The organism is Streptomyces synnematoformans (assembly GCF_039531005.1).
GTDB lineage: Bacteria > Actinomycetota > Actinomycetes > Streptomycetales > Streptomycetaceae > Streptomyces > Streptomyces synnematoformans.
The window spans coordinates 1-7,029 of sequence record NZ_BAAAPF010000355.1; the positions used below are offsets into that span (position 1 = coordinate 1).

Consider the following 7,029-nt stretch of genomic DNA (forward strand, 5'->3'; position numbering starts at 1 on the left):
TGCGGCTCCGGCGGGGGCGGGGACGGCGGCTGGGGCGGGGTCACAGCGGGTACTCCGATGCGGGGCGGGGGTGGACGGCCGCGGCGCGGGCGGGGCGCATGCCGGCGTGGTCGCGCATCGCCTCGTGGGCGGCCGCCGCGAAGCGGGCCACGGCCGGGCCGTGCCCGTCCGCCGGCCACGCCGCGGACGTACGCCACCCGATCGGCTCGCCGGCCAGCGGGCGCCACACCGTCCCGGGGCCCGCGCTCGTACGGGGCAGCAGGGCGACGGCGCCGCCGGCGCCGGCGGGGGCGCCGGAGAGGACGAGCGCGCGGGTGAAGTCGCCGCCGGGCGCCTCGTGGACGGCGGCCGGGGTGCAGCCGTGCCGGGCGCAGGCGGTGAGCACCTCGTCGTGGAGTGCGGGGTCGTCGGCCCGCGGGGTGAGAACGAGCGCGCGCCCGTTCAGGTCGGCCGCCGTCAGCCGCGCGCCGGCGGCGGCGAGCGGGTCGGTGGCCGCGAGCAGCGCGCCGAGCGGCTGGTGGAGTACGGGCCCGAAGGCGAGCCCGGCGGCGGGGCACGGATGCCGTACGACGCCCGCGTCGAGCGTGCCGGCGGCCAGCTCGCGGGCCTGCGCGGTCGTCGTCAGCTCGCGCAGCTCCAGCTCGCCGCCCGGGGACCGCTCGCGGTAGCCGGTGATGAGCGCGGCGACGGCCGCCGGCCCCAGGTGCGGCGGCACGGCGGCGCGCAGCGTGCCGGCGGCGCCGCTGCCGATCCGGGCGACGGCCGCCGCCAGCCGGTCCGCGGCGGCGAGCACCTGGTCGGCCTCCGTTAGCACGAGCCGGCCGGCGGGGGTGAGCGCCGTGCCCTGGCTGCCGCGGTCGAAGAGCCGCACGCCCAGCTCGCGCTCCAGGCGGCGGATGCGCTGGGACAGCGACGGCTGGGCGATGCGCAGCCGCTCGGCGGCGCGGCCGAAGTGCCCTTCCTCGGCGACCGCCCTGAAGTAGCGCAGATGCCGGAGGAGGTCCATGAACAGGAATGATAGTGAATCGCTTATCGGCTCGATGAGGATATTGGTCTTGGACTGAGGGCGCGCGCGGCTGGTCTGCTGTCGGGCATGACACGACATGGGGCGGGGTACGGGGACGGGCATCGCCGCCGGCACCGGCGCGGGCCGGTGCTCGCGGTGGTGGCGGTGGTGCTGGCCGGCGGCGGTTACTGGGCCTGGGCGGGCCCGCTCGACGGCGGTACGGACGACGGGTCCGGCGGGACCGCGGACCCCGGGGCGCGGCGGACGGCCGAACGGTTCCTCGACGGCTGGGAGGCCGGACGGATGGGCGCGGCGGCCCGGCTGACGGACTCGCCGGCCCAGGCGGAGCGCAGTCTTGTGAGCTTCACGGAGGGCCTGGAGATCGAGGACCCGGAGCTGACGGCGGGGGAGGCGCGGGCCGACGGCGACGACGGAGCGCGGGTGACGTACACCGCGAAGATGCCCGTACGGGGCCTCGGCACCTGGACGTACGACGCGACCCTGCCGCTGACCCGCGCGGGCGACGACGGCCCCTGGCGGGTGCGGTGGGAGCTGGGGGCGATGCACCCGAAGCTGACGGAGACGGAGAAGTTCCGGCTGGTACGGGAGGAGTCGGCGGAACTGGCCGCCGTCGACCGCGACGGTGCCGCGGTCTCCGCCGCCGACCACCCGTCGCTGGCCGGCGTGCTCGGCCTCGGCGGCGGCCAGCCGCAGGGCGCGGTGCAGGTCGTCGACCGGCACACCGGCGACGTGCGGAGCACCGAGGCGCGCTTCGGGCCGCGGCGCGACGCGGGGGACGGGCCGCTGCGTACGACGGTCGACGCGGAGCTGCAGGGCGCCGCCGAGGAGGCGCTGTCGCGGCACGTCGGCGGGCGCAACGCCGGGCTCGTCGCGCTCGACATGGACAGCGGCGAGGTGCTGGCCGCGGCCAACTCGCCGGCCACCGGTTTCAACCGGGCCTTCCAGGGCACGTACGCCCCCGGCTCCACCTGGAAGATCGTCACGACCGCCGCGCTGCTGCACAAGGGCGCGGTCAGCCCGGAGACGACGGTGGACTGCCCCAAGTACCTGACGGTCGGCAAGCAGTTCCACAACGTGGAGACCTCCGAGATCCCCGGCGCGACCTTCCGCGAGGACTTCATCCACTCCTGCAACACCGCCTTCGTCGCACTGCGCGACTCCCTCGGCAACGAGGAGATGACGGGCTTCGCGCACCGCTACTTCGGCATCGGCGAGGTGTGGCACACGGGGGTGCCGTCCTTCGACGGCGAGGTGCCGGTGCCGGGCGACGAGACGGAGAAGGCGGCGGCGCTCTTCGGGCAGGGGCGGCTGCGGGCGAACCCGCTGGTGATGGCGGCGGTCACGGCGACGGCGGCGACGGGGACGTTCCGGCAGCCGGTGATCGTGGCGGGGGAACGGGACACGGCTACGGCCGCCGCCGAGGCCCTGCCGGAGGGGGTCGTCGAACAGCTGCGGCGGCTGATGCGGGACACGGTGACGGAGGGCAGCGCGCAGGTGCTGGCGGAGCTGCCGGGAGACGTGGGGGCGAAGACGGGGACGGCGGAGGTGACGGCGACGGGGCCGAACAACGGGTGGCTGGTGGCGTACCGCGACGGGGTGGCGGTGGCGTGCGTGGTGGAGGACGCGGAGAGCGGGTCGGGGGACGCGGGGCCGGTGGTGCGGGAGGTGCTGGCGGCGGTGGGGTGAGGGGGTGCGGCGGGGGCGGAGGTGCGCTTCCGGCTGCGCTGTGCGGTGCCGTCCGTACGCCCGTATGTGCGTACACCCCTCCTGCCCGTACGCCCGCGTGTGCCTACGCCCCTCCTGCCCGCACGTCCGTACGCGCGTGCGGTCTTCTGCGGCCGTACGCGATGATGGCCGGGTGACCGACGCCGCCGCCCCCCTCCCGCCGTCCCCCGATCCCGGGTCCCGCCCCTGGCCCGGGCCGCGGCCCGGGTCCGGCCCCCGACCGCGGCCCCGGCTCATCGCCACGGACCTCGACGGCACCCTGCTGCGGGACGACAAGACCGTCTCCGTCCGCACGATCGCCGCGCTCGCCGCGGCGGAGGCGGCGGGGCTGGCCGTGGTGTTCGTCACGGGCCGGCCGGCGCGGTGGATGGACGCGGTCGCGGAGCACGTGCACGGGCACGGGATGGCCATCTGCGCCAACGGCGCCGCGGTCGTCGACCTGCACCGCGGCGGGGAGCTGACCGAGGTCCGCCCGCTGCCGGTCCCCGACGCCCGCGCGGTCGTCGACTTCCTGCGCGCCGCGGCGCCCGGGACGGCGTTCGCGGTCGAGTACACCGGCGGCTTCGGCCGCGAACCGGGATACGCGCTGCACCGGGAGCAGGGGCAGATCGCGCCGGTGGACAAGCTGCTCGCGGAGGACGGGGCGCGGGCGGGGGATCCGCTGCTGAAGCTGCTGGCGTTCCACCCGAGCCGCGGCGCGGACGAGTTCCTGGGTGCGGCGCGGGCGGGGGCCGGGGCGTACGGGGAGTTCACGCGGTCGACGCCGAGCGCGCTGCTGGAGGTGAGCGGGCGGGGCGTGAGCAAGGCGAGCACGCTGGCGCGCTACTGCGCGGCGCGGGAGATAGCGGCGGGTGAGGTCGTCGCCTTCGGCGACATGCCGAACGACATCGAGATGCTGACGTGGGCCGGCACGTCGTACGCGATGGCCAACGCGCACCCGGAGGTCCTGGCCGCGACGACGCACCGCACGGCGGCGAACGAGGCGGACGGGGTCGCGGCGGTCATCGAGCAGCTGCTGCACGGGGTGTGACGGGGGGAGCGGCGCTCTGCGCCCACCCTCTACGCCGCGTCCGCCCCCGGGCCTTCCGCCCCCGGGCCTTCCGCCCCGCCCGGTGCCTCGCCGGCCGGCGGTTCCAGCGGGACCTCCCAGATCAGCGACGTGCCCCCGCCGCACTCCCCCAGCCCCGCCCCGTACGTCGCCCGGCCGCCCAGCTCCTCCGCCCGCCGCTCGATGTTCCGCACCCCGCTCCGCCGCCCCTCCGCCGGCGACAGCCCCCGCCCGTCGTCCGCCACCGTCAGCCGCACCGCGTCCCGCCCGTCCGCCAGCTCCGCCGTCGCGTCGACCACCACCCCCACCTGCCCCGCCCCCGCGTGCCGCGACGCGTTCGACAGCCCCTCCCGCAGCGCCGCCAGCAGGTTCCGCGCGATCCGCTCGTCCACCCGCTCGTCCACGGCCCCCACGAAGCTCGTCGACGGCTGGAACCCCAGCGGCGCCGCCGCCGTCGCCACCTCCCGCAGCACCAGCGCCCGCACCCCCGTCGGCGCCTGCTCCGGCTCCTGCTGCAGCGCGTAGATCGTGCCCCGGATCTCCTCGATCGTCGTCTCCAGCGCGTCGACCGCCGCGTCGATCCGCTCCCGCACCTCCGGCGCCCGCTCCAGCCGCTTCGCCCCCTGCAGCTGCATGCCCGTCGCGAACAGCCGCTGGATCACCAGGTCGTGCAGGTCGCGCGCGATCCGGTCGCGGTCCTCGTACACCGCCAGCCGCTCCCGGTCGCGCTGCGCCTCCGACAGCACCAGCGCCAGCGCCGCCTGCCCCGCGAACTGCGTCGCCGACTGCTTCTCCGTCTCCGTGTACAGCCGGCCGCCCGGCGCCCGCGGCAGCGACAGCGCGCCGAGCACCCGCTTCCCGCTCCGCAGCGGCAGCATCATGCACGGCCCGAACCGCCGCGCGACCTCGCTCACCGCCCGCGGATCGGCGCCGGCGTCGTCGAGGAAGACCTCCTTGCCCGCCAGCAGCGCCTGCACCGTCGGGCTGTACGAGGGCAGGGCCATCCCGACGAGGTCCGCCACCCCCTCCCCGGCCACGGCCGCGACCTCCAGCCACTCCGCCCCCCGCCGCCGGCCGCCGCCGCGCCTGCCGACGGTACTGCCGACGCCGCCCGCACCGCCGACCGTGCCCAGACCGCCCAGACCGCCCAGACCGCCCGCACCGCCCGCACCGCCGACGTCGGCCCCCGCCCGCGGCAGCAGCACCACCCCCGCCATCGCGTCCGCGAGCCCCCGCGCCTGCTCCGCGATCACCCCCAGCGCATCCCGCGCGTCCGTGCTCGACAGCAGCGCGGTCGTGACGGCGTGCGCCCCGTCGATCCAGCGCTCCCGCTGCCGCGTCTCCCGGTGCAGCCGCGCGTTGCCGATCGCGATACCCGCCTCGGTGGCGATGACCCGCACCAGGTGCAGGTCGTCGTCCCGGAACCGCCCGCCGCCGCGCTTCTCCGACAGCACCAGGTCGCCGAAGTACCGCCCGTCCACGTCGATCGGCACCGTCAGCGTCGTCCCGGGCTCGTCCGGGATCTCGTCGATGCGTGCCCGGTCCACCTCGTCCACGCCGTACGACGCGAACTCGTCCAGGTCCCCGCTCTGCTCGTCGATCACCACGATCGACGCGTACCGCGCCCCCGCCAGCTCCGCCGCCGTCTGCGCGATCACGTCGAGGGTGGGGTGCAGCTGGAACCCGGTGCCGATGGACCGCATGGCGGCGAGCAGCTGGGTCACGCGCTCGGCCAGCTCGCTGGAGACGCCCTGCAGTCCGCGCGTGGCGCGGGCGGCGGCGTCCATGGAGTCGGCGGCGGTCATGTCCTGAGGGTAATAAGCGGCTCTTGGTATGGAAAGTCGGGATTGCCCGTTCCGGCCGCCCGTGCCGCCCGTGTCCCCGACGTATCCGGCGCATCCGCTGCATCCGGCGCATCCGCCGCGTCCGGGCCCTCGCCCGCCCCGGCGTCCGGGTCAGCGGCGCGGTCCGGGTACGGGGCGGGCTGCGCCCGTTCCCGTAGCAGCGTGCGCCGGAACGGCCCCTCTGCCTCCGCCAGCTCCGCGTACGACCCGCGCTGCACCACCCGCCCCCGCTCCAGCACCACGATCTCGTCCACCGCCGCCAGCCCCGTCAGCCGGTGCGTGATCAGCACCGTCGTACGGCCCTCGGTGGCGGCGAGCAGGTCGGCGGTGAGGGCGTCGGCGGTGGGGAGGTCGAGGTGCTCGGCGGGTTCGTCGAGGACGAGCACGGGGAAGTCGGCGAGCAGCGCGCGGGCCAGGGCGAGGCGCTGGCGCTGGCCGCCGGAGAGCCGGGCGCCGTGTTCGCCGACCGGGGTGTCCAGGCCGCGGGGCAGCGTGTCGACCCAGTCGAGGAGGCGGGCGGCGGCGAGGGCGGCGCGGAGTTCGTTGTCGGTGGCGCCGGTGCGGGCGAGGCGGAGGTTCTCGCGCAGGGTGCTGTCGAAGAGGTGGGCGTCCTGGGCGCAGAGGCCGACGAGGCGGCGTACGGCGTCGGGGTCGCAGCCGAGGGCGTCGGCGGTGCTCTCGCCCGCGAGCGGTGCTCTCGCGGGAGAGCGCTGCTCCGAACCGGGAGCGGTGCCCGCCGCGTCCGGACGGCCCAGCCGGTACGTCCCCGAGACCGGGTCCAGGAAGCGCAGCAGCACGTGCGCCAGCGTCGTCTTCCCCGACCCGGACGCACCCACCACCGCCACCCGCCGCCCCCGCGTCAGCCGCAGGTCCACGCCGTCCAGCGCCAGCCCCTCCTGCCCCGGGTGCCGCGCCGAGACCCCCGTCAGCGCGACCGGGAACGGATCGGCCGGCGGCCGCCCCGTACCCTCCGCGGCCGGCGGCGGCGCGTCGAGGATCTCGTCCACCCGGGCCGCGCTGCGCCGCACCCGGGACCGCTGCTGCAGCGCCAGCGGCATCCCGTTCACCGCCTCGAACGCCGCGAGCGTGCCCAGCACCACCACCCCCAGCCACACGCCGGGCAGCCGCCCGTCGTGCACGGCCTGCGCCCCGGCCGCCGCCGCGCCGACCACCGTCAGCCCGCAGACCAGCGCCGACAGCCCGGCGCCCTCCGCCAGGGCGGCGGCGCTGCCGGCGGCGGTGCGGGTCAGCCGGCGGTCGGCGTCGCGGAGCGCGGCGAGGCGGCGCGGCAGGGCGCCGGCGACGGTGAGTTCCGCGGTGCCGGTGAGCACGTCGACGACCTGGGGCGCGAGGGCGGCCACGGTGTCCGGGTCGGGGGCCATCAG

5 protein-coding genes are annotated in these 7,029 nt (G+C 77.2%); 2 read left to right on the top strand and 3 right to left on the bottom strand.

All coding sequences use genetic code 11. From position 1 onward, the window contains the following. Nucleotides 1-40: 40 nt before the first annotated feature. Nucleotides 41-1,006: a LysR family transcriptional regulator gene (locus ABD317_RS31675; RefSeq protein WP_344294460.1), complete on the bottom strand. Its 966-nt coding sequence runs from the start codon at nucleotides 1,004-1,006 to the stop codon at nucleotides 41-43. An 87-nt stretch (nucleotides 1,007-1,093) separates the two neighbouring features. On the opposite strand from ABD317_RS31675, the gene ABD317_RS31680 reads away from it, so the two are divergent. Both ABD317_RS31680 and ABD317_RS31685 read left to right on the top strand, forming a co-directional pair. Then, a complete protein-coding gene (locus tag ABD317_RS31680) occupies nucleotides 1,094-2,713 on the top strand; it encodes a penicillin-binding transpeptidase domain-containing protein (RefSeq protein WP_344294462.1) in 1,620 nt (539 codons plus the stop codon). 172 nt (nucleotides 2,714-2,885) lie between these two features. Further along, nucleotides 2,886-3,782 (top strand): HAD family hydrolase, encoded by an 897-nt coding sequence (locus ABD317_RS31685; protein WP_344294464.1) that lies wholly within the window; start codon nucleotides 2,886-2,888, stop codon nucleotides 3,780-3,782. A gap of 29 nt (nucleotides 3,783-3,811) precedes the next feature. On the opposite strand, the gene ABD317_RS31690 is transcribed toward ABD317_RS31685, so the two are convergent. Together ABD317_RS31690 and ABD317_RS31695 are read right to left on the bottom strand one after the other, a co-directional pair. Continuing rightward, nucleotides 3,812-5,605 carry a sensor histidine kinase gene (locus tag ABD317_RS31690; RefSeq protein WP_344294466.1) on the bottom strand — a complete coding sequence of 598 codons (1,794 nt, stop codon included), beginning with the start codon at nucleotides 5,603-5,605 and terminating at the stop codon, nucleotides 3,812-3,814. After that, nucleotides 5,602-7,029, bottom strand: a 1,428-nt coding sequence (locus ABD317_RS31695) for an amino acid ABC transporter ATP-binding/permease protein (protein WP_344294468.1), incomplete at its 5' end; no start/stop codon positions are given. The genes ABD317_RS31690 and ABD317_RS31695, both read right to left, overlap by 4 nt.

What these genes read in the sequence shown, in the direction of transcription:
- ABD317_RS31675 (WP_344294460.1), bottom strand. Translation starts at nt 1,006, where the DNA reads ATGGACCTCCTCCGGCATCTGCGCTACTTCAGGGCGGTCGCCGAGGAA.
- ABD317_RS31680 (WP_344294462.1), top strand. Translation starts at nt 1,094, where the DNA reads ATGACACGACATGGGGCGGGGTACGGGGACGGGCATCGCCGCCGGCAC.
- ABD317_RS31690 (WP_344294466.1), bottom strand. Translation starts at nt 5,605, where the DNA reads ATGACCGCCGCCGACTCCATGGACGCCGCCGCCCGCGCCACGCGCGGA.